Origin of the sequence: Geodermatophilus sabuli, assembly GCF_900215145.1 — a bacterium.
Lineage (GTDB): Bacteria > Actinomycetota > Actinomycetes > Mycobacteriales > Geodermatophilaceae > Geodermatophilus > Geodermatophilus sabuli.
This window is the reverse complement of record NZ_OBDO01000024.1, coordinates 1-1,392: the sequence shown is the minus strand read 5'-3', so window position 1 is coordinate 1,392 and position 1,392 is coordinate 1. Positions and strand designations below refer to the sequence as shown.

The 1,392-nt window shown below is 71.9% G+C and carries 2 protein-coding genes; both read left to right on the top strand.

Going from position 1 to position 1,392, the window contains the following annotated elements; translation table 11 throughout:
• Positions 1-809: CoA transferase subunit A (locus CRP39_RS26070; protein WP_097209315.1), on the top strand; the 809-nt coding region annotated here is incomplete at its 5' end.
• Positions 810-811: 2 nt separating this feature from the next.
• The coding region (locus CRP39_RS26065) for a CoA transferase subunit B (RefSeq protein WP_097209314.1) at positions 812-1,392 on the top strand (581 nt) is incomplete at its 3' end.

Sequence of the window (1,392 nt, the reverse complement as noted above, 5' to 3'; positions counted from 1 at the left end):
GCATGGACAAGGTGGTGGACAGTGCTGCCGCGGCGGTGGCCGACGTGCCCGATGGCGCGGTGCTGGGGGTGGGCGGGTTCGGGTTGTGTGGCGTGCCCTACGGGCTGCTGGAGGCCCTGCTGGCCCGGGGCACCACGGAGCTGACCACGATCAGCAACAACTGCGGCGTCGACGACGAGGCGCTGGGCATCCTGCTGTACGCCGGGCGGATCACCAAGACGATCTCCTCGTTCGTGGGCGGCTCCCAGGAGGTCGCCCGCCGCTACCTGTCCGGGCGGCTGGAGGTGGAGCTGACCCCGCAGGGCTCGCTGGCCGAGCGGCTGCGCGCCGGCGGCGTGGGCATTCCGGCGTTCTACACCCCCACCGGGGTGGGCACCATGGTCGCCGACGGCGGCATCCCGGTCCGCTACCACGCCGACGGCACCGTGGCGCAGACCTCTCCGCCCAAGGAGATCCGCGAGTTCGGCGGCCAGCAGTACGTGCTGGAGACCGCGCTGCGCGCCGACTTCGGGCTGGTCCGGGCCGCGGTCGGGGACCGGCACGGCAACCTGGTGTTCCACGAGTCCGCGGCCAACTTCAATCCGCTGGTCGGCATGGCCGCCGGGATCACCATCGCCGAGGTGGAGCGGATCGTGGAGCCGGGACAGATCACCCCCGAGCAGGTGCACCTGCCCGGGGTGTTCGTCGACCGGGTGGTGCTCGCCGCCCCCGACGACAAGAAGATCGAGAAGCTCACCACCCGCCCCCGCCCGGCCCCGGCCCCGGCGCCGGCCGCGGCCGGTGACGAGGCCGCCGAGGAAGGCAACTGACCATGGCCCTGACCCGCGACCAGCTCGCCGCCCGCGTCGCCCGCGAACTGGAGGACGGCTCCTACGTCAACCTCGGCATCGGCATGCCCACCCTGGTGCCCAACTTCATCCCCGACGGCGTGCACGTGGTGCTGCACTCGGAGAACGGCATCCTGGGCGTGGGCCCCTATCCGGTCGAGGGCGAGGAGGACCCGGACCTGATCAACGCCGGCAAGGAGACCGTCACCATCCTGCCCGGCGCGTCCTTCTTCGACTCCGCGCTGTCCTTCGGCATGATCCGCGGCGCCCACCTCGACGTCGCCGTGCTCGGCGCCATGCAGGTCAACCCCCGCGGCGACCTGGCCAACTGGCTCATCCCCGGCAAGATGGTCAACGGCATGGGCGGCGCGATGGACCTCGTCCACGGCGCCCGCACGGTGATCATCATGATGGACCACACCGCCCGCGACGGCTCCCCCAAACTCGTGCAGGAGTGCACCCTGCCGCTGACCGGGCGGGCGTGTGTGAACCGGGTCATCACCGACCTCGCCGTCATCGACGTCACCGCCGACGGCTTCACCCTGCGCGAGACCGCCCCCGGCGT